Raw genomic sequence first — 19730 nt, forward strand, 5'->3', positions numbered from 1 at the left:
CAGTCAAGAACTGGGCTTTTTATTTATGCTTAATTAATTAAGCAACATAATCAACCTGAATACCATCTACTTCTGAAACCAAATTGTCAAAAGAGAAAATTTCATCAAGTTGAGCCTGTGTGAGTAAACCTCGCTCTAGCACAACTTCCTGAATCGTTTTATTCTCTGCAATACATTGCTTACCAATTTCATCGCACAAAGCATGACCTAATAATGGATCGAGCAAAGTAATAATCCCTACACTACGCATGACCGCATCATGGCATGCTTGTTCATGTGCTTTGATTCCACGTACACATTTTTCATCCAAACTTTGAATCGCATGGGTTAATAGCTCAATTGATTCATTGAGGGAAATTGCAATCACAGGCTCCATGACATTTAACTGTAACTGTCCTGCTTCTGCTGCAAATGTAATCGTAAGATCGTTACCAATCACCTTAAATGCAATCTGATTTACAACTTCTGGAATAACTGGATTTACTTTTGCAGGCATAATTGATGAGCCAGCTTGTAATTCAGGTAATTGGATTTCACCCAAACCAGTACGAGGTCCTGAACTTAGCAAACGTAAATCATTGCTAATCTTCGAAAGTTTACATGCAAGACGTTTTAAGGCACTCGATAAAATAATAAAGACGCCACAATCACTGGTTGCTTCAACGTAGTCTTCAGCACCAACTAAATTTAAACCTGTAATTTGTTTCAAACACGAAACTACTTTTACAGCATAGCCTTTAGGTGTGTTTACACCAGTACCAATTGCAGTTGCGCCTAAATTGACTTCAAGCAACAACTCGCGTGTACGTTTAATCAGACGAACATCTTCTTTTAATAAAGTTGCAAATGCATGAAATTCTTGCCCAAGTGTCATCGGCACTGCATCTTGGAGTTGAGTACGCCCCATTTTTAAAATATAGCGAAACTCGATTGCTTTATTCTCAAATGAAGTGATCAACTTATCCATTTGTGTAAACAAGGCATCCAGTGAACAATAGGTAGATAGACGAATTGCTGTTGGATACACATCATTGGTTGACTGCGATTTATTGACATGGTCATTTGGATGGATCACATCATACTGACCCTTTTGATATCCCAATGACTCAAGGGCAATATTCGCAATGACTTCATTCGTGTTCATATTAATCGACGTACCCGCTCCACCCTGATAGATATCAATCGGGAATGAGTCCTGCCATTTTTCAGTTTCATTGATTAAAGCATCACATCCATGCTGGATAGCAAGGCTTTGTGTTTCCGTTAGTTTTCCAAAACTTAGATTCGCTTGAGCAGATGCTTTCTTCACTTGTGCTAATGCACGAATAAAGTGACTATTTTGTCCAACTTTTTGCGAAGAGATTTTGAAATTTTCAATTGCGCGTAAAGTATGAATTCCGTAATAACAATCCATTGGCACTTCTTTTGCGCCAAGTAAATCATGCTCTATTCTTATAGTTGCTGCTTGAACCGTGTCCACTTTCCATTTCTCTCAGACAATGCACCCTAATGGTGCAAAGAAATAATATGGAAGATTTCAAATAAATTTTCATTAGCAGAATTGCTTAACATTACGAGCTTTTTATAATGTAATTTCTCTGTATTGTTGTTTTTGTAATAACATGTGTCGTCATTTCACCCTATTTTTCTGTTCAAAAATGCCTGTTATTTCTATCATTTTTTTGCTTTGGTAATAATTTGAAACATATAGCCTATTCTTAAGCCACAAATATCTTTCTTTTATTTAAAAAAAAGTGAGCTTTTTCAGATTTAAAAATTAAGATTCATACACTTAATTTAAATTACACAAAATATACAAACAATATACAAAAACAAAACAGTATTTTAAAAATCATTCGTGATTGAATCTGTGACCTTATCAGTCTTATTAGAATAGTAAATCAATTTTTTGGCTATTCAGATGGGATTGCACAGTTATGGATATGTAAGGACAGGCATCCATTATGAATTTTTCGAATCCCACTGTTGTTGTGTTCGTGGTGTATATTATCGCCATGCTTGGTATCGGCTTATACGCCTATTTTTCTACCAAAAACCTTGATGATTATATTCTTGGAGGACGAAGCCTAGGTAGTTTCGTTACCGCCTTATCTGCGGGTGCATCCGATATGAGTGGCTGGTTACTCATGGGTTTACCTGGGGCAATCTATTTGACAGGCTTATCTGAATCATGGATTGCAATCGGTTTGATCATTGGTGCATGGCTCAACTGGTATCTTGTGGCTGGACGTTTACGCGTTCATACTGAGGTTCAGAATAATGCGCTTACGTTACCAGATTATTTCACTGGTCGTTTTGATGATCAGAAAAAGATCTTACGTGTAACTTCCGCACTGATTATTCTCATCTTTTTCGCGATTTATTGTGCTTCTGGCATGGTAGCTGGTGCACGTCTATTTGAAACATTGTTCCACTTACCTTACCAAACCGCTTTATGGCTTGGTGCGTTTGCAACAATTGGCTATGTTTGTATCGGTGGCTTTTTGGCAATCAGTTGGACAGATACGTTCCAAGCTGGTTTGATGATTTTTGCGTTATTGCTTTTACCTATCGTCACATACATGTCTTTGGGTGTAGGTGTCGAAGAATTTACAGCAATTGTTGAGAGTGCTCGCCCACACGCTTATGATTTTGTTTCAAATTTAAGTATCGTTGGTATTCTTTCAGCAGCTGCTTGGGGCTTGGGTTATTTTGGTCAACCTCACATTCTAGTTCGTTTTATGGCTGCCGATTCTGTTAAATCAATCCCTGCTGCTCGTCGTATCGGTATGACATGGATGATTTTATGCTTGGCAGGTGCAGTTGGTTCTGGTTTTGTCGGGATTGCGTATTTCCATCAACATCCTGAATTTGCAGCGGTTGTGACAGCTAACCCTGAAACAGTATTCATGGAACTCACTAAAATTTTATTCAACCCTTGGGTTGTTGGTGTGATCCTTGCTGCAATTTTATCAGCAGTCATGAGTACCTTAAGTTGTCAGTTATTGGTATGTTCAAGCGCATTAACTGAAGATTTATACAAAGGCTTGATCCGTAAAAATGCAACTCAAAAAGAGTTAGTTTGGATCGGTCGAGGAATGGTACTCGCTGTTGCAATGTTGGCGCTTGCTTTAGCTCAAAACCCCGATAGTAAAGTACTTGGCTTAGTTTCTTATGCTTGGGCTGGCTTCGGTGCTGCTTTCGGTCCATTGATTATCATGTCATTGTTCTGGAAACGTATGACGCTAAACGGCGCTTTAGCGGGTATGGTGATCGGTGCAGTTACAGTGATTGTTTGGAAAAATGTATTTGCTAGTACTGGTATTTATGAAATTATTCCTGGTTTCATTTTTGCCCTGATCAGTATTGTTGTGGTGAGCTTACTTGGTAAAGCACCTAACGCAACTGTGACTGGTCGTTTTGAACAAGCAGATGAAATCTATACGAGAGAAATGAAATAAAATTTAAGGGGGCTTTCGAGCCCCTTTGTTTTATTTAATCTTTTATTAAAATTTGGTTCTTGATTTAATTTTTATTTTAGAGCTGTCTTTCACAACCTGCATCACAGGATAACTACGTGTTTCCTTCACCCCAGGAAGTTGCCATAAAATTTGCCCTGCGATACGACGAAACTCCTCCATCCCTGCACTACGCAATTTGATCAAAAAGTCGAAGCCACCACTTACCATATGACACTCAACAATCTCTGGATATTGTGTCACTGCATCAATAAAATCCTCGAGCACATTTGGTGTGGTTTTATCTAAAAGCACCTCAACAAACACAAGAAAACTCGCATTTAACTTATTCGGATTGAGTTTTGCCTCATATCCCAAGATAAATTCATCCTTCGTCAACTTTTGGACACGAGCCATCACGGCAGTCGGCGAAAGGTTCACTAATTCAGCCAATTTACTGTTGGAAATTCTTCCATCTGTTTGAAGAATATCCAGAATTTTCAGATCGGTACGATCTAATGTATAAATAGGGCCATTCAACTGAATTTTCCTCTAAAAAATAGGTAAATTATAGTGAGTTACTCGGGTTTTATTCTGTAATCATAAATTATCTAAACCTCTCTACTCAATATGTTCTAGAGATTGTTATTGGAATTTAGTATGAATACATTGGATACTCCTGCACAAATGGACACAGCTCACACAAACGGTTATATCACCGAATTTAAAGAAAAAAGTGAGTTTGAGCAACGCATTAATACAGCTTGGCGACGTGCTGAGCATGAAGCGGTTAAACAACTTGCAGAATCAGCAGATATTTCTCCTGATCTTGATCAAAAAATTTATGAATTAGCATTCAGTCTTGCACATAATTTACGTGAACGTAAAAGCTCGGCTGGAAAAGCGGGTATTGTTCAAGGTTTACTCCAAGAGTTCTCACTTTCTTCACAAGAAGGTGTGGCATTGATGTGTTTGGCAGAAGCATTACTTCGTATTCCAGATACAGCAACACGTGATTTACTCATTCGTGACAAAATTAACCAAGGCAATTGGAAAGAGCATTTGGGTCAAAGTAATCTGATGTTCGTAAATGCCGCTGCTTGGGGTTTAATGCTGACTGGCAAGTTAATGGAAACACCTAAACAAACCAGCTTATCCAGTATTTTAACAGGTCTTCTCGCTCGCAGTGGACGTGGCATCATTCGTAAAGCGGTTGATGTCGCGATGCGTATGATGGGTGAGCAATTCGTTACGGGTGAAACCATCGAAGAAGCACTTGAACATGCAAAACCATTTGAACACAAAGGTTTCCGCTATTCATACGATATGCTCGGTGAAGCTGCGCTAACTGATCATGATGCTGAGCGTTATTATAACGATTACACTCAAGCGATTCATGCCATTGGTAAAGCATCAAACGGGCGTGGTGTTTATGAAGGTCCTGGTATCTCGATTAAGCTCTCTGCTTTACACCCACGTTACCAACGTGCGCAAATTGATCGTGTACATCATGAGCTTTACAACAAAGTTTTCGAACTTGCATGCTTAGCAAAACAATATGACATCGGCTTAAACATCGATGCTGAAGAATCTGAACGTTTAGAAATTTCACTCGAATTGCTTGAGCGTTTATGTTTCGAACCAAAACTTGCGAATTGGAAAGGCATTGGTTTCGTTATTCAGGCTTATCAGAAACGTTGTTTCTACGTGGTTGATTATATCGTTGATCTTGCAAAACGCAGTAACAAACGCCTGATGATCCGTTTGGTGAAAGGTGCATATTGGGATAGCGAAATCAAGAAAGCGCAAATTGACGGCATGACTGACTACCCTGTGTTTACTCGTAAAGTTCACACTGATTTGTCATACATTGCTTGTGCGAAAAAGCTTCTTGCTGCACCAGATCAAGTCTATCCGCAATTTGCAACGCACAATGCACAATCACTTGCAACGATTTATACACTTGCAGACCCAAGCAAATATTATCCAGGTCAATATGAGTTCCAATGCCTACACGGTATGGGCGAACCTTTGTATGAGCAAGTTGTAGGTTCAAAAGCAGACAATAAACTTGGTGTACCATGCCGCGTCTATGCGCCAGTGGGTAACCATGAAACTTTACTCGCTTACTTGGTACGTCGTTTACTTGAAAATGGTGCAAATACCTCATTCGTAAACCGTATTGCAGACAAGACATTAAAAGTTGAAGACTTAATTCAGTCTCCAATTAAAGATATTCAAACTGCTGCGAAAGATGAAGGTCAGATTGGCTTAAAACATCCTGCGATTCCACTTCCGCATGATCTTTACCCATTACGTCCGAACTCAAGTGGTTTTGATTTAAATAACGACCAGCCTTTAGCTGCATTAGATACAACAGCACAAAAACTCCGTAGCCATATTTGGAAAAGTGCGCCTTTACTTGGATTTGAATCAACTGTTCACGATCAAAGTAATGTGATTGCAATTACAAACCCTGCACAAAATAGTGAAATTGTCGGTCATGTGAATGAAGCGACTAGTGCGGATGTACAACTGGCATTAGAAGCAGCGGTACAAGCTGAACAAAGCTGGGCTGCAGCAGATAAAGTTGAACGTGCAGCTTGCTTAAAACGCGCTGCAGATTTGATGGAAGCTCGCATCCAAGAATTGATGGTATTACTTTGCCGTGAAAGTGGTAAAACTTATGCCAATGCGATTGCAGAAGTTCGTGAAGCCGTTGATTTCTTGCGTTACTACGCGACACAAATCGAAAACTTGCCTGCAAATGCACAAGTAAAGCCATTAGGTACAGTCTTGTGTATTAGCCCATGGAACTTCCCTCTTGCGATTTTCTCTGGTCAAATTGCTGCTGCATTGGTCAGTGGTAACTGTGTGATTGCCAAACCTGCAGAACAAACACCACTCATTGCAGCACAAGCCGTTCAAATGCTTTGGGAAGCTGGTGTGCCACACGGCGTTGTTCAACTTCTGCCGGGTCGTGGTGAAACTGTTGGTGCTCAACTTAGCCAAGATGATCGCATTCAAGGCATTATGTTTACGGGTTCGACAGAAGTTGCAAAAATCTTGCAAAAAACTGTGGCAAAACGTTTATCTCCAAATGGTCAACCGATTCCGCTCATCGCGGAAACAGGTGGTCAAAATGCGATGATCGTCGATTCTTCTGCACTCACTGAACAAGTCGTTCTCGATGTTGTAAGCTCTGCATTTGACAGTGCTGGTCAACGTTGTTCTGCACTTCGTATCTTATGTGTGCAAGAAGACAGTGCTGCAACTGTGATTAAAATGTTGAAAGGCGCAATGCAGCAGTTGATCGTAGGCAACCCTGCAATCTTAAAAACTGACATTGGCCCTGTTATCGATATTGAAGCGAAACAAACCATCGATACGCACATTCAAAAGATGAAATCTAAGGGCTACCCTGTTCATCAATTGATGTTTAACGATGCTGCAAGCCAACAGGCACTTACACAAGGTACTTTCGTTCCGCCAACAGCGATTGAATTACCAAAGCTTGATGATTTAGAGCGTGAAGTATTTGGTCCGGTCTTGCACATCATTACCTATAAATATGGTGAACTTGAGCAATTGATTGATCGCATCAATGCAAAAGGCTACGGCTTAACGATGGGTCTACACACACGTATTGATGAAACGATTAATACTGTCATCCAACGTGCTGAAGTGGGTAACTTATATATCAACCGAAACATCGTTGGTGCTGTGGTAGGCGTTCAACCATTTGGTGGTGAGGGCCTATCTGGTACTGGTCCGAAAGCGGGTGGTCCTCTGTATATGTACCGTTTGATGGAACATTGTTCAGAGAAAGTATTGGCAACCCCATTTGCAGTGAAAGCTGAAATCTCTAACTTTGATGCTGTATCAAATGTTGCTTACCAGAACTTGTTGACTTGGGCTAAACAAAACATGCCTCACGCAATTCCGAAAATTCCAGCATTTGGTGTTGGTAAATTCTACGAGTTGCAAGGCCCAACAGGCGAAAGCAATCAATATATTATCTTACCTCGTCATCGTGTGCTTTCTATCGCAGATGATGAAGCGAGCCAGTTACAACAGTTACTTGCAATTTTCTCCGTCAGTAGTACTGCTGCTGTGTTGAAAGACAATGCATTCTTAGTAAAACACAAAGCGTCTTTACCAAAAGATGTCTTAGATGCAATCACTGTGATTTCAAGTGTTGAAAAAGATGCGTTTGATGCAGTGCTTCATCATGGTTCTGTTGAACAGTTACAAGATTTGCAAACTAAAGTTGCGAACCGTTCTGGAGCAATCGTGGGCATTACTCATCTCAAGAAAGATGAGCAGATTCCTTTAGAACGTCTTGTTATCGAACGTGCAATCAGTGTGAATACGGCAGCAGCAGGTGGCAATGCAAGCTTGATGACTTTATCTGAAGACTAATTTAAGTCTTCAATCTCCTAGCCCGAATCATGTTTACATGGTTCGGGTTTTTATTTTCTAGCTTTGAAGCAAATGGATTTCAGCAAAAACTTCCCTACGATCATTTAAATAAAACTAATTCGTTTAAATCAGGGATAATCATAATTTCCCTGCACCTTTAACTGCTTTTTTGATACCATTCGGCTTTAGATTTCAGCTGTAGCTTTCTTTTTATGACCGTATCTTACCAACAGCAACTTCAAGAGAAAGTTGAACGAATCACCGCACAATTTGCACCGTTCAATCCCCCTGCTTTAGAAGTATTTCAATCACCTGAGCAACATTTTCGTATGCGTGCAGAATTTCGTCTCTGGCATACCGAAAATGATTTGTTCTATGCCATGTTTGAACGTGCTGAAGATGGTAAACAAAAAGAAGTTATACGAGTTGATGAGTTTCCTATCGCAGATCAAAGCATCAATGATTTGATGCCACGTTTATTAGAAGAATTAAAAGCAATTCCTATTTTATCGCAACGTATTTTTGAAGCTGATTTCCTCGCCACATTGAGCGGAGAAATGTTGGTGACTTTAATTTATCATCGCCGTTTAGATGCAGATTGGGAAATCGCTGCGAAAGCTTTAGCAGAAAAGCTGAAGATTAAAATTATGGGGCGTAGCCGTGGCCAAAAAGTGATTATTGGTGACGACTACGTGGTTGAACAACTCAATGTTCATGGTCGTACTTTTAAATACAAACAAATTGAAAGTAGCTTTACACAACCCAATGCAAAAGTGTGCCAACATATGTTGGAGTGGGCTTGTGATGCTGCTGAAAGCTCTGAGAAAGACCTATTAGAATTGTACTGTGGTAATGGTAACTTTACTCTACCACTCTCTTTGAAATTTAAACGTGTCCTTGCAACTGAACTTGCTAAATCTTCAGTCTACGCAGCGCAATGGAACATTGAGCAAAATCAGATTGAGAATATTCAGGTGGCGCGTTTATCTGCCGAAGAGTTTACTCAGGCGTATCAAGGTGAACGTGAATTTAGACGTTTGCAGGAAGCTCAGATCGACATTCAAAGCTACGACTTTGACACGGTATTTGTCGATCCACCGCGTGCAGGCATTGATGATGAAACACTGAAATTACTACAGGGTTTTGAGCGTATTCTTTATATTTCATGCAACCCAGATACCTTACACGATAATTTAAAAACACTCAGTCAAACACATCGTATTATAAAATTTGCGATGTTCGATCAATTCCCTTTTACTCATCATGTGGAATCTGGTGTATTGCTCGAAAAGATTTAAACAAATTATTGCAAAGTAACCATTAAAAATAGAGAGTTCTCATAACTCTCTATTTTTATTTAAAGTTTTTACTAGAAAAAATGATGTTTTTCAAAGATCAAGTCATTCAACTGTCATAATTTCGTTAGAAACAAAAAGAATCATCGAAAAAACTGAAGATCAACTGCTGCTTTTATCACTTAAGCTGACTTGTAATTTATTTTAAAGTGACTATATTTCGATCTATGTTAGGTTGTATATGAAGGCTCTATGAGTTTTTGGCAAAAATTGTTGAATGCAGATCAGCAATATAATGAACACAAGAACCAAACCTCTTGCGTTGAAAATGATTGTTCTTGCAAATCAAATGAACAACTACTGGATGCTTTAGTCAAAGCGACAGATGAAGATGTGATTAAAGGTATAAAGAAAGTTCTCATTTCCCGAGGCTATAGCCGTAAAGAGCTTCTTGCTCTTATCAAAACGCCAATTCAATAAAAATAAACGCTTCTCATCTTCTAATGCCTAGAAGATGAGAAGTTGATTAATTACAATTCACTTGAGCAATTTCAGCAACGATTGGACCTAAATTAAAAGTCTTGTCCTGACGTTTAGTTTTGGATAAATATAAACTTGAAATTGAACCATCCAGATACAACGCATTATCAATTTTTAAATTTTGCTTGAAAAATTGTGCGAACTGATAAAAATTGACCCGTTGTTGTGAAATCACAAAGTACAACTGATTATTTCTAACACCGACTCCATTTCTTATTTTTAGAGAATTTGAATCTGCTAAAAATTGGCGATTTACTTGGCCTTTATAAACCAACATTGGTCCAGACTGCGTAGCAAACCGTGGCTTAAATCTCATGGATTTATAATCTGTCGTTGTTTTAATTACAGCATATTTATCATTCCATGCAAGCACGCCATTTGGTTGCATAAAAAAATTACCAAATCCTTGCGCTTCATTAAGTTCAACAATTTCTTTACCCTCCTCAACATATAAACCGACAGGTTGAAAATCAGGGTGATACATACCTGCGTTCATAGCAAAACTTAACTGTTCACATGTTGGAAGCATTTTTTGGATATGAGCAAATTTTTGATAATAACGAGCATTCTTTGGATCTTTTAGGAAAAGTCTGAGTTGCTGTAAATGGTCTACTTTAATTACATCGTATGAAATATTGTCTACTTTAATTATTTGATGCTGCATCGCATAAACATGAGACATACAAATACTGACCAATGCGGCTATAAACCATTTTTTTAGCATAATTTAATATTGTTCAAATCGACTAACCGCATTGTCCCACAATGTATTTCAACATAAAAAGAATAGATACAATCTCCACACATAATCGTATAAATGAGTCTTTAAATGCACTCGATAGATTCATATTTTTTGATTAAAATACATCTGTAAATACAATAGTCTTGTATGAGTATACAGCAAACACAGCGACATTTCCCTCTCGGTGCGCACCTAATTGTTAAACACTTTGGCTATAGTCACCATGGTATTTATGCAGGTCGTGGACGAGTTATTCATTATTCAGGTTTTGCCCATATTTTTAAAAAACGTCCGATTGAAACAACCTCACTGCAACGTTTTGCACATGGCAAAACAATCCATATCAAGAATTATCTATCCCCTCGCTACAAGGCCAAAGCTGTAGTAAGACGTATGCGTTCACGTATGCATGAAAACCAGTATCATTTGATTATCAATAACTGCGAACATTTATGTACATGGGCAATTACAGGTGTTGAGTCCAGCACGCAGGTTGAGCGTATGCAACGCCGTCTTGCGACCATTGGTTATATTAGTTCGATCATGAGTTATATGAATAGCATCATGTTAACGATTGCGACGGCTTGTTTTGCAATTGTTTTATACATCAAAATGATGCTACGCAGACAAGCGAAGAAATCTATGCCTGAATATTTATTGCCAGAAGAAAAACAGGCGAAAGATTAAAACGCGTAGGCTTTATCAGATTAATGATTTATCGTTTATGGCAGATTTGGCTTTAAAGCGGATCCGAGACTGGTTTTAGAAAATGTACCTGCTGAATATTTTCAGGTGCTTGCTTTCTCCAAAACCATCCCAACAGGTAGCGTTGTTTAAGCCGAAGCTTTCAACGCAACAGCATAATATTGAATCAATACACCAAATCTACACGCAAAATTAAAAAAAGCTCAGGGATTAGTTCCATGAGCTTTTTTTATCAATCTAACGATTTGTTTGATATTACTTTGCAGCAGTTGCTTCAGTCGTAATATTCACAGTGATCTTATCTCCAACATTCGGCACGTAGTTACCGATACCAAATGCAGAGCGGTTAAAGCTTGTTGTTGCATTGAAGCCAATCGCAGGTACTTTCGCCATTGGATGCTCGCCTTGTTTATTCAGCACAGCATCCAATACCACCGGCTTAGTCACACCTTTAACGGTTAAATTACCTGTAATTTTGAAGTGTTTCTTGTCTTTGGTTTCTACTTTAGTACTTTTAAAAGTAATGTTTGGATATTTCGCAGCATTAAACCAAGCTTCTTCTTGGAATTCTTTATCCAAAGCAACAACATTGGTATTTACGCTGCTTAAAGGGATCGTCACTTCTACAGATGAATTTGAAGGTTTTGCATTATCAACTTTAATTGTACCTTGAATATCAGTGAAGTTTGCACTCGGCGTAGAGAAACCAAAATGGTTCCAGCTAAACACGGTGGCTGTATGGGTTGGATCAATTTTATAATCGACTGGGGCAGCCAAAGCAACTGAACTTGCAATGGCAACTGATAAACCGAGGCTTAATGTTTTAAATTGCATTTTTCGTATCCTTGTTTGATATAAGCAATAGTTTATAGATCAAGTATTTTTATTCACTATTCTTTATAAAACGATATGTTTCATCCGTGCAACAATAAAAACGTTACAGCACATATCAAACACAATTATCATAAGACCATTAGGTAGTGGACAATTGATCTGAGGAATAACATGATCGATTGATAAATTTAGATTTAAATTCTTAAAGATATACAACAAGGTAGAATATGACTCATACAGTTCAAGCTCTAAATACCCCAACCCCTTATCGTGTTACGCTTACGGATTCTTCGGGTCATACTTGGTATGCAGATGAACCAACAGATAAAGGTGGTCAAGATACAGCACCAAATCCAATTCAACTGCTACTTTCAGCTTTAGGTGCGTGCACAACCATTACACTGGAAATGTATGCAAACCATAAAGGCATCAAGCTTGAGCATGTGCAGGTCGATTTAGCCTTAAATCCGAACGGTGAACCTGAATCAGGACACAATAATATTGAACGTAAAATTATCTTAAAAGGTGAATTTACCGAAGATCAGCACAAACGTTTGTTAAAAGTTGCGGAAAGCTGCCCGATTCATAAGTTATTGACCTCAAATATTTCGATTCAGAGTGAATTAAGTATTGGGTAAACTTATATCAATAGACTTGTTGTCAATTTAGGTTTCAGCAAGTCATCTCCTCACAAGAACAGGTTAGGCTTAAACCGGTCTAGAATTGCGACCTAGAATCAACTTTGTTTAAATAATATTGTCGTCTCAGTTGAGGATAACTACACTTTCGCTAGTGTGCTTTTAAAAAATTATGCATCATTATAAGCATATTGAATGATACGAAGCACCTTTCCTTCCAGAGACAGGCAATTTTCTGCAGCTAAATCACTTAAGAGCTCTTTAACTAAGAAAATTTCTAGAAAGTAACTATATACTCGTCCATCCACTGTAAATTCGAGCCCCCCTTCATCTGGTTCAATCATAATGATTGTCTCTGAATTTAGTGTCCATGGTTTTGTTGAGTAAATTGTTTCTTCCTCAGAATATTTTTCTATCTGTACTAAAGCTTCCAATAAATTCATATTATTATTTTCCTCCGACGGATTATTGATATTTTCATTAGGTTATATAGATTCAATATAATTAATTAAACTAATTAACTATATTATTCAACCAAGAAAATCGTCTCATTTTTCTTATTACTCCTGTGTCTCATCATAAAAAAAGCGCCCTGAATCAGAGCGCTTTTTTATACCACTTAATTCAATTAAGCAGTCAATTCTTTAACCGCAGCAACAATCGCTTCAGTGGTAATACCGAAGAACTGGAACAAGTCTTTTGCTGGCGCAGATTCGCCGTAAGTGGTCATACCAATCACTTTGCCGTCTAAACCAACAAACTTCCACCAGTAATCCACATGAGCCGCTTCAACCGCTACACGGGCACGAATATGTGCAGGTAATACAGCTTCACGGTAAGCAGCATCTTGCTTCATAAACTCTTCAGCACATGGCATAGACACGACACGCACACCTTCAAGTTGTGCATATGCTTCCATCGCCAATGAAACTTCTGAACCAGTCGCAATAATGATTGCTTTCAACTCACCTTTTTCTTCTGCAAGTACATAACCACCTTTTGCAGCATTTTGAATTTGAGCTTCATTACGTGCTTGGAATGGCAAGTTTTGACGAGAGAAAATTAATGCTGTTGGACCATCTTTACGTTGTAGCGCAGATTTCCAAGAAATTGCTGCTTCAACTGTGTCACATGGGCGCCAAGTATTTAAGTTTGGCGTACCGCGTAACGATGCAATTTGTTCGATTGGTTGATGCGTTGGACCATCTTCACCCAAGCCGATCGAATCATGTGTATAAACATGAATCACACGTTGCTTCATCAATGCCGACATACGTACCGCATTACGTGCATATTCCATAAACATTAAGAATGTTGCAACGTAAGGAACAAAACCACCGTGTAAAGCTACACCATTCGCAATTGCAGTCATACCGAATTCACGAACACCGTAATACACGTAATTGCCCGCTGGATTTTCTTGTACGCCTTGGCAACCTTTCCAAAGTGTTAAGTTAGAGCCAGCCAAGTCAGCAGAACCACCTAATAATTCAGGCAGTAATGGACCGAATGCCTGTAAAGTATTTTGGCTAGCTTTACGAGTTGCGATGGTTTCAGCTTTTGCATTGGTTTCAGCAATAAATGCATCGGCTTGTGCTGCAAATTCCGCAGGTAAATCACCATTCATACGACGTAACAATTCAGCTGCTTCAGTTGGATATTTTGCTTGGTATTGAGCAAACAATTCATTCCAAGCGGCTTCAGAAGTTTGACCCTTAGCTTTTGCGTCCCAAGCTGCATATACATCTTCAGGAATAACAAATGCGTCTTCTTTCCAACCTAATGCTTCACGTGTTAAAGCAATTTCGTCTTTACCCAATGGCGCACCGTGGCAATCTTCTTTGCCTTGTTTATTCGGAGAACCTAAACCAATAATCGTTTTACAGATAATAATTGTTGGCTTATTGCTTTCAGCTTTCGCTTCAACAGTTGCTTGACGAATCGCATCAGCATCATGACCATCTACGCGAAGCACTTGCCAACCATAGGCTTTGAAACGTTGTTCAGTATCATCACTGAACCAGCCTTCTACTTCACCATCAATTGAAATCCCGTTGTCATCGTAGTAAGCAATCAACTTACCTAGACCCAAAGTACCTGCAAGTGAACATACTTCGTGCGAAATACCTTCCATCAAGCAGCCATCACCCAAGAAGCAGTAAGTGAAGTGATCAACAACGTTTAAACCATCTTTGTTAAATTGTGCAGCTAAAGTTTTTTCAGCTAAAGCGAAACCAACTGCGTTAGCAATGCCCTGACCCAATGGACCAGTTGTGGTTTCGATACCAGGTGCGTAGCCATATTCTGGGTGACCTGGTGTTTTAGAATGTAATTGACGGAATTGTTTTAAATCTTCAATAGATAACTCATAACCTGTCAAATGCAATAATGCATATTGCAACATTGAGCCGTGACCATTTGACAATACAAAACGGTCGCGGTTCGCCCACTGTGGGTTACTTGGGTTATGATTTAAAAATTCGCGCCAAACTACGTCAGCGATATCTGCCATCCCCATTGGAGCACCAGGATGCCCTGAGTTTGCTTGTTGCACAGCATCCATAGCCAAGACACGAATTGCATTTGCAATACGACGTTCATTTAAAGGGGTTGTCATAAGTCAGAATCCGATTAAATCAAATAAGATGAGAGAAGATGAGAAATCATCTTTCAAAAACTGCGACTATTGTCTTAAAAAAACAAGATGGGGTAAAGTGCAATACACGATATTTCTTATATTTTGATCATTCAAATACAATTCTTTATATAAATGCTCACCATCTAAACAACCACTAAAATGCATTCACTCCAATATGAAAATTTACAATTCAGAAAAACTTTATTAATTAAAGCATTAATATTAGTTTTACTGATACACATATCAATAAAAACACAATGAAAATGAAATAAATTCATGCATTTTAGTCAGCTTATGCTAGTCCTATCCGCCAAGTCGATGTAACATACTCTGTCTTTTTGAAAATAACCATGATAGGACGTTCATGCGCGAGTATGCTGTTTTTACTTCAGAATCTGTAAGCGAAGGTCATCCAGACAAAATGGCTGACCAAATTAGTGATGCTATTTTAGATGCAATCCTAAAAGAAGACCCGTATGCGCGTGTCGCTTGTGAAACATTAGTAAAAACAGGTGCGGTTGTTCTTGCTGGTGAAATTACAACGACAGCAAATGTCGACTTTGAAGCAATTGTGCGTCAAACCGTCAATGGAATTGGCTATCATCATTCTGATTTAGGTTTCGATGGTTCAACTTGTGCCGTGATCAATATGATCGGTAAACAATCTCCTGAGATTGCACAAGGTGTTGACCGCCAGAAACCTGAAGATCAAGGTGCTGGTGACCAAGGCTTAATGTTCGGTTATGCAAGTCGTGAAACTGACGTACTCATGCCTGCCCCAATTTCTTATGCGCATCGTTTAATGGAGCGTCAAGCAGAATTACGCCGTTCAGGTGCTTTACCTTGGTTGCGCCCTGATGCAAAAAGCCAAGTAACATTTGCTTATGAAAATGGTCTGCCAGTTCGTCTAGATGCTGTGGTACTTTCAACTCAGCACGATCCTGAAATTAGTCAAGCTAACTTAAAAGAAGCTGTGATTGAAGAAATCGTAAAACCGATTATTCCTGCTGAAATGTTCCATGCAGGTACAAAATTCCATATCAATCCAACAGGTATGTTTGTGATTGGTGGTCCTGTAGGTGACTGTGGTCTAACTGGTCGTAAGATTATTGTAGATACTTATGGCGGCATGGCACGTCATGGTGGCGGTGCTTTCTCTGGTAAAGATCCATCAAAAGTTGACCGTTCTGCGGCCTATGCAGGTCGTTATGTTGCAAAAAATATTGTTGCAGCTGGTTTAGCGGATAAATGTGAAATCCAAGTCAGTTATGCAATTGGTGTTGCTGAACCGACTTCGATTTCAATCAATACATTTAATACAGGTAAAGTATCAGACGAATTAATCATTCAATTGGTTCGTGAGCACTTTGATTTACGTCCATACGGTATCACTCGTATGCTGAACCTAATTCAGCCAATGTATAAGCAGACAGCTGCTTATGGTCACTTTGGTCGTGAGGGTTCAGACACTGCATTTACTTGGGAAAAGACAGATAAAGTCGACGTTCTTAAAGATGCTGCGGGACTATAAGTTTATCGCTTATAAAAAAGTTCGCAAATTGCGAACTTTTTTATTTATTATTATTTATTAGATTCAGCACTATCTTGTTTAAACATTTCAAATAAAGAACTTGTCTGAGTTGTTTGATCTTCCTCATAATGTAATGAATATACATGTACCATCTTAATTACAAGTACAACTACAAAACATGTAGCCACACAGAACACCCATAAACCATAAGGACTTCTAATATGCTGAGAACCACAATAAGGGCATTCCTTATCTGTTGAAGCGACTACCTTGTCACAACATGCGCAATGATATTGATATAACATCATTCCTCCATCCACTTACTATTTACAACAATTTCTTTCGTCTCACTTTTATCCTATGAGAAAAAAAATCAGAATTCAATCTAGTTTTAAAGGCAATTCATTCAAATTAACAATTCTCTTCGATACATTGTAAAGAAGATATACAAAGCTAGATTCAACTAACGCTCAGTATTATTTTGATCTTTCACATAATTTGTTAAAATATATCTTTCGAATCATAGATGACATCAATATGGCTCAATTGATCAATAAAGGTGGATTTCGTGAACGAGCTAATCGAAGTCGTTCATATAAACAATCTGAAAATGAAATAACAAATCTCCCTCCTACCCACTATCAACCTCAGAGCAAAGAACAACAAACACCAGACAAAACAGAATCTAAACAAGAGCAAAGTGTAAAAAATAAAGCATAAAAAAGCACATCAACTAGGATGTGCTTTTTAAGCGTATCAACGACTAATTAACATCTTTGAATTCAATTTTCTTTTGATCAGGTTGAACTTCTCTCGCTTCGCCATCAATAATGGTTGAGTCACGATATTGACCACCACCTTGTTGTTGATTCTGCATGTCCTGCATTTGACGCATGAGATCAGCAAATGGATTCTGACCAGCAGCATTACCACCCATTCCACCCATCATTTGATCCATCATCGCCTGTTGACGCTTTGCCATTGCTTTCATCAACATATTTCTAAACGCTGTTTGAACTGCAGGAATTAAAACCAATACAGCCAATACATCAGAAATTAAACCAGGAATCATTAACAAGAAACCCGACATTGCAATTGCTAATTTTTTAGTAACAGCAGGATCAGCTCCAAGTTGACCTGTCATCTGCATTTGTTGCAATTGCGGCATAATATTAGATGTACTAGAACGAACGAGATTCAAACCCACGAAAAAAGTTATAACAAACCAAAAGAATACGTACCACATACTCCCAACAAGGTCGCCCACGCCGATCCATACTAATATCTCAGCAATTGCGCCAAACACTACGATAAGAAGTAGATTCATGTCAAAGTTTCGTCTATCTCAAAAATTAGAAAATAAATACAGTGATTATACTTTTGGTCAAAGCCAAAACGGAAAATATTACTGCAATATTATAATTGATGGGTACAAAAGTAGATTTATCAAGGTCTATCTTTCATTTAGATGAGAAAAGCTTTCAAATTGGTAGATACCAACTTGAAAGCAAGAACTTATTTCACCAATTAACCACAATTTGCACTAAGAATTTTTTTAGATTGCGGATCAATCATTACCGTCACTCGATTTTCACGGTAATCCATCGTTACGGGCTGATTTGGTCCTACACTGCGCACAATTCCGGACTTGGTTTTTTGCTTAATTTGCTGTTCGGTTAAACCAGACTGCCCTACAAGTTTTTGTGCTTCATCAGCAACACATTTACTTTGATTTGCACGGAAAAATGCCCATTCCTCAATCACTTGCCCATTAGGCAATTTACAATATCCAGCCTGACCATTTGCCTCATTGAGAATCTCAAGCTGACCTCCTTGTTCAACGCAGTATTGGCTTGCAGGATTTGCCATACCAATTTTAGGTGGAGTAACATCCTTGCTGGGTGTTAAAGAACACGCTGTTAATGTAGTAAGTGCTAAAGCTAAAAATAGAATTTTCTTCATAATTTGAAATCTTGCAAAAATTTAAAGATAACAAATAAATCAAAATATTATGTCTATTACTTGAAACAAAAACCCCAATTTCAGATCAACAATACATAATAGATAAGTCTATAAACAATCGGTTTTTTGTCATTTATAAGCTCCTCTAAATTCAAAATTATTGAATAATGATATATTCAACACGAATAGCCTCATCAATCAAATACTGATCCTTAATCACATAGAAATAAGGTTTGTGTTCAAGCCACTCATCGATTGCTAAAATGGCATTTGTATACCCAGTCAGAGCTGAGAAATCTTTTATTTCAATGGCATCCATAGGCTTATCCTTTTTTCTTAAGCCTAGCATAGAGTGAATATTTAGATATAGTTTAAAATTCAATCTTAATCGTCATTTTTATTGATGTTAGAAGGCTTTGTTGCACAAAGCTATTCTTGAAGGCTTCTTCAGCAATATAATTTCTAGTTGAAGAAGCCTGTGACTAAAACCTACCGTACAACTAATGTTTGAATTGGACAGCACCAGATTACTCCACCCTCTGTAGACGACAAAAGCATATTGATATTCCGAGCCGACAAATCTTTTTAGATCGAGATGCACATGCAGTCATTACTACTAGGAAGCATGCAAAGCTTTGGAAAGATAAGAAATTAAGATATTTAGAGAGAGGAATGAATTATTAAAAAACATTCAAACGGGTAGCTAAGTCACTTTGGAAAAAATGGTCTGGTTATCATCATCGAAGTTTAGTGGAAACCAAAATGCATTGCATCAAATTATTAGGTGATAAATTCACGGCAAGGAGTTTTCCTAGTCAGATGAATTAGATTCATGCACATTTATAAATTTTTTAATAAATTCAAACAATTAAATAAAACCCATATCCAAGTTATCACTTAAATTTAGCTCAATTAGGGTAGCATTATCTTTCAAACCTTTGTGCAACAAAGCCAATATAAATTAT

General features: G+C 38.2%; 18 protein-coding genes and 2 pseudogenes. 10 read left to right on the forward strand and 10 right to left on the reverse strand.

Translation table 11 applies throughout. The annotated features are described in order from the left end of the window. Positions 1-37 precede the first annotated feature (37 nt). Entirely contained in the window at positions 38-1480 is a 1443-nt protein-coding gene (gene aspA / locus NO346_RS10045; protein WP_256415077.1) for an aspartate ammonia-lyase, read from the reverse strand. A gap of 484 nt (positions 1481-1964) precedes the next feature. Between aspA and putP the strand changes: the two genes are divergently transcribed. Beyond that, the gene (gene putP / locus NO346_RS10050) at positions 1965-3461 is read left to right on the forward strand and encodes a sodium/proline symporter PutP (RefSeq protein WP_087545693.1); all 1497 of its coding nucleotides are present in this window, start codon (positions 1965-1967) and stop codon (positions 3459-3461) included. Between the two features lie 45 nt (positions 3462-3506). Here putP and NO346_RS10055 read toward each other — a convergent pair whose 3' ends face one another. Then, entirely contained in the window at positions 3507-3998 is a 492-nt protein-coding gene (locus NO346_RS10055) for an Lrp/AsnC ligand binding domain-containing protein (RefSeq protein ID WP_004662457.1), read from the reverse strand. Positions 3999-4118: 120 nt separating this feature from the next. On the opposite strand from NO346_RS10055, the gene putA reads away from it, so the two are divergent. From putA to NO346_RS10070, 3 genes are all read left to right on the forward strand, one after another. Beyond that, on the forward strand, positions 4119-7880 hold the full coding sequence (gene putA, locus NO346_RS10060; RefSeq protein ID WP_256415078.1) for a trifunctional transcriptional regulator/proline dehydrogenase/L-glutamate gamma-semialdehyde dehydrogenase: 3762 nt from the start codon (positions 4119-4121) through the stop codon (positions 7878-7880). A gap of 212 nt (positions 7881-8092) precedes the next feature. Continuing rightward, the gene (trmA, locus tag NO346_RS10065; RefSeq protein WP_256415079.1) at positions 8093-9178 is read left to right on the forward strand and encodes a tRNA (uridine(54)-C5)-methyltransferase TrmA; all 1086 of its coding nucleotides are present in this window, start codon (positions 8093-8095) and stop codon (positions 9176-9178) included. A gap of 249 nt (positions 9179-9427) precedes the next feature. Further along, positions 9428-9655: a hypothetical protein gene (locus NO346_RS10070; protein WP_256415080.1), complete on the forward strand. Its 228-nt coding sequence runs from the start codon at positions 9428-9430 to the stop codon at positions 9653-9655. Between the two features lie 46 nt (positions 9656-9701). Here the strand turns inward: NO346_RS10070 and NO346_RS10075 are convergent, their stop codons facing one another. Next, positions 9702-10439, reverse strand: coding sequence for a phosphodiester glycosidase family protein (locus NO346_RS10075; RefSeq protein WP_256415081.1), 738 nt, complete (start codon positions 10437-10439; stop codon positions 9702-9704). A gap of 165 nt (positions 10440-10604) precedes the next feature. Between NO346_RS10075 and NO346_RS10080 the strand changes: the two genes are divergently transcribed. After that, positions 10605-11144 (forward strand): lecithin retinol acyltransferase family protein, encoded by a 540-nt coding sequence (locus NO346_RS10080; RefSeq protein ID WP_256415082.1) that lies wholly within the window; start codon positions 10605-10607, stop codon positions 11142-11144. A 36-nt stretch (positions 11145-11180) separates the two neighbouring features. Continuing rightward, a pseudogene (locus NO346_RS10085) lies at positions 11181-11294 on the forward strand (GNAT family N-acetyltransferase); the annotation flags it as partial. A 123-nt stretch (positions 11295-11417) separates the two neighbouring features. Here the strand turns inward: NO346_RS10085 and NO346_RS10090 are convergent. Beyond that, a complete protein-coding gene (locus NO346_RS10090; RefSeq protein ID WP_256415083.1) occupies positions 11418-11996 on the reverse strand; it encodes a YceI family protein in 579 nt (192 codons plus the stop codon). 227 nt (positions 11997-12223) lie between these two features. Here NO346_RS10090 and NO346_RS10095 point away from each other — a divergent pair, with 227 nt between their 5' ends. Beyond that, positions 12224-12634, forward strand: a complete 411-nt coding sequence (locus NO346_RS10095) for an OsmC family protein (protein WP_256415084.1) — start codon at positions 12224-12226, stop codon at positions 12632-12634. A gap of 170 nt (positions 12635-12804) precedes the next feature. On the opposite strand, the gene NO346_RS10100 is transcribed toward NO346_RS10095, so the two are convergent. Continuing rightward, complete coding sequence (locus NO346_RS10100; protein WP_256415086.1) at positions 12805-13077, reverse strand: hypothetical protein; 273 nt, start codon at positions 13075-13077, stop codon at positions 12805-12807. A gap of 185 nt (positions 13078-13262) precedes the next feature. Next, complete coding sequence (gene tkt, locus NO346_RS10105; RefSeq protein ID WP_256415087.1) at positions 13263-15251, reverse strand: transketolase; 1989 nt, start codon at positions 15249-15251, stop codon at positions 13263-13265. 385 nt (positions 15252-15636) lie between these two features. Between tkt and metK the strand changes: the two genes are divergently transcribed. Then, positions 15637-16803, forward strand: a complete 1167-nt coding sequence (metK, locus tag NO346_RS10110; RefSeq protein WP_256415088.1) for a methionine adenosyltransferase — start codon at positions 15637-15639, stop codon at positions 16801-16803. 50 nt (positions 16804-16853) lie between these two features. Here the strand turns inward: metK and NO346_RS10115 are convergent, their stop codons facing one another. Then, positions 16854-17111 (reverse strand): hypothetical protein, encoded by a 258-nt coding sequence (locus tag NO346_RS10115; protein ID WP_256415089.1) that lies wholly within the window; start codon positions 17109-17111, stop codon positions 16854-16856. Positions 17112-17340: 229 nt separating this feature from the next. On the opposite strand from NO346_RS10115, the gene NO346_RS10120 reads away from it, so the two are divergent. Continuing rightward, positions 17341-17523 (forward strand): hypothetical protein, encoded by a 183-nt coding sequence (locus tag NO346_RS10120; protein WP_256415090.1) that lies wholly within the window; start codon positions 17341-17343, stop codon positions 17521-17523. Positions 17524-17566: 43 nt separating this feature from the next. Here NO346_RS10120 and NO346_RS10125 read toward each other — a convergent pair whose 3' ends face one another. The 3 genes from NO346_RS10125 to NO346_RS10135 all read right to left on the reverse strand — a co-directional run bounded on the left by NO346_RS10125 (position 17567) and on the right by NO346_RS10135 (position 19084). Beyond that, entirely contained in the window at positions 17567-18130 is a 564-nt protein-coding gene (locus tag NO346_RS10125; RefSeq protein ID WP_087535895.1) for an FxsA family protein, read from the reverse strand. Between the two features lie 200 nt (positions 18131-18330). Next, entirely contained in the window at positions 18331-18765 is a 435-nt protein-coding gene (locus tag NO346_RS10130) for a DUF333 domain-containing protein (protein WP_256415091.1), read from the reverse strand. A gap of 157 nt (positions 18766-18922) precedes the next feature. Next, the gene (locus NO346_RS10135; RefSeq protein ID WP_005159687.1) at positions 18923-19084 is read right to left on the reverse strand and encodes a hypothetical protein; all 162 of its coding nucleotides are present in this window, start codon (positions 19082-19084) and stop codon (positions 18923-18925) included. Positions 19085-19338: 254 nt separating this feature from the next. Here NO346_RS10135 and NO346_RS10140 point away from each other — a divergent pair. Further along, positions 19339-19666, forward strand: a pseudogene (locus NO346_RS10140) (IS5/IS1182 family transposase); the annotation flags it as partial. Positions 19667-19730 lie beyond the last annotated feature (64 nt).

It is taken from the genome of Acinetobacter sp. 5862 (assembly GCF_024494585.1).
GTDB lineage: Bacteria > Pseudomonadota > Gammaproteobacteria > Pseudomonadales > Moraxellaceae > Acinetobacter.

What these genes read in the sequence shown, in the direction of transcription:
- putP (WP_087545693.1), top strand. Translation starts at nt 1,965, where the DNA reads ATGAATTTTTCGAATCCCACTGTTGTTGTGTTCGTGGTGTATATTATC.
- putA (WP_256415078.1), top strand. Translation starts at nt 4,119, where the DNA reads ATGAATACATTGGATACTCCTGCACAAATGGACACAGCTCACACAAAC.
- trmA (WP_256415079.1), top strand. Translation starts at nt 8,093, where the DNA reads ATGACCGTATCTTACCAACAGCAACTTCAAGAGAAAGTTGAACGAATC.
- NO346_RS10070 (WP_256415080.1), top strand. Translation starts at nt 9,428, where the DNA reads ATGAGTTTTTGGCAAAAATTGTTGAATGCAGATCAGCAATATAATGAA.
- NO346_RS10075 (WP_256415081.1), bottom strand. Translation starts at nt 10,439, where the DNA reads ATGCTAAAAAAATGGTTTATAGCCGCATTGGTCAGTATTTGTATGTCT.
- NO346_RS10080 (WP_256415082.1), top strand. Translation starts at nt 10,605, where the DNA reads ATGAGTATACAGCAAACACAGCGACATTTCCCTCTCGGTGCGCACCTA.
- NO346_RS10090 (WP_256415083.1), bottom strand. Translation starts at nt 11,996, where the DNA reads ATGCAATTTAAAACATTAAGCCTCGGTTTATCAGTTGCCATTGCAAGT.
- NO346_RS10095 (WP_256415084.1), top strand. Translation starts at nt 12,224, where the DNA reads ATGACTCATACAGTTCAAGCTCTAAATACCCCAACCCCTTATCGTGTT.
- NO346_RS10100 (WP_256415086.1), bottom strand. Translation starts at nt 13,077, where the DNA reads ATGAATTTATTGGAAGCTTTAGTACAGATAGAAAAATATTCTGAGGAA.
- tkt (WP_256415087.1), bottom strand. Translation starts at nt 15,251, where the DNA reads ATGACAACCCCTTTAAATGAACGTCGTATTGCAAATGCAATTCGTGTC.
- metK (WP_256415088.1), top strand. Translation starts at nt 15,637, where the DNA reads ATGCGCGAGTATGCTGTTTTTACTTCAGAATCTGTAAGCGAAGGTCAT.
- NO346_RS10115 (WP_256415089.1), bottom strand. Translation starts at nt 17,111, where the DNA reads ATGATGTTATATCAATATCATTGCGCATGTTGTGACAAGGTAGTCGCT.
- NO346_RS10120 (WP_256415090.1), top strand. Translation starts at nt 17,341, where the DNA reads ATGGCTCAATTGATCAATAAAGGTGGATTTCGTGAACGAGCTAATCGA.
- NO346_RS10125 (WP_087535895.1), bottom strand. Translation starts at nt 18,130, where the DNA reads ATGAATCTACTTCTTATCGTAGTGTTTGGCGCAATTGCTGAGATATTA.
- NO346_RS10130 (WP_256415091.1), bottom strand. Translation starts at nt 18,765, where the DNA reads ATGAAGAAAATTCTATTTTTAGCTTTAGCACTTACTACATTAACAGCG.
- NO346_RS10135 (WP_005159687.1), bottom strand. Translation starts at nt 19,084, where the DNA reads ATGGATGCCATTGAAATAAAAGATTTCTCAGCTCTGACTGGGTATACA.